This window comes from Mammaliicoccus sp. N-M50 (assembly GCF_022386995.1).
Lineage (GTDB): Bacteria > Bacillota > Bacilli > Staphylococcales > Staphylococcaceae > Mammaliicoccus > Mammaliicoccus sciuri_A.
The window spans coordinates 1-338 of sequence record NZ_JAJNJA010000032.1; the positions used below are offsets into that span (position 1 = coordinate 1).

Consider the following 338-nt stretch of genomic DNA (forward strand, 5'->3'; position numbering starts at 1 on the left):
TGATTGGGGTGAAGTCGTAACAAGGTAGCCGTATCGGAAGGTGCGGCTGGATCACCTCCTTTCTAAGGATATTACGGAATGACCATTAGGTCATGGAATAACGAAGACATATTGTATTCAGTTTTGAATGTTTATAACATTCAACATTGCACATTGAAAACTAGATAAGTAAGTAAAATAGATTTTACCAAGCAAAAAACCGAGTGAATTTCTAACGAAATTCAACAAGCTTAATAATCGCGCGTCGTCTTTATAGACGACATCACAGATTAATAACAGTTATTTTCTTAAACATTATGTATAAGGAAATATAGATTAAGTTATTAAGGGCGCACGGT

Annotated in this window: 1 rRNA gene; it reads left to right on the top strand. The window is 34.9% G+C overall.

The annotated features are described in order from the left end of the window. Positions 1–62, top strand: a 16S ribosomal RNA gene (locus tag LQ622_RS14920); the annotation flags it as partial. Between the last annotated feature and the right edge of the window lie 276 nt (positions 63–338).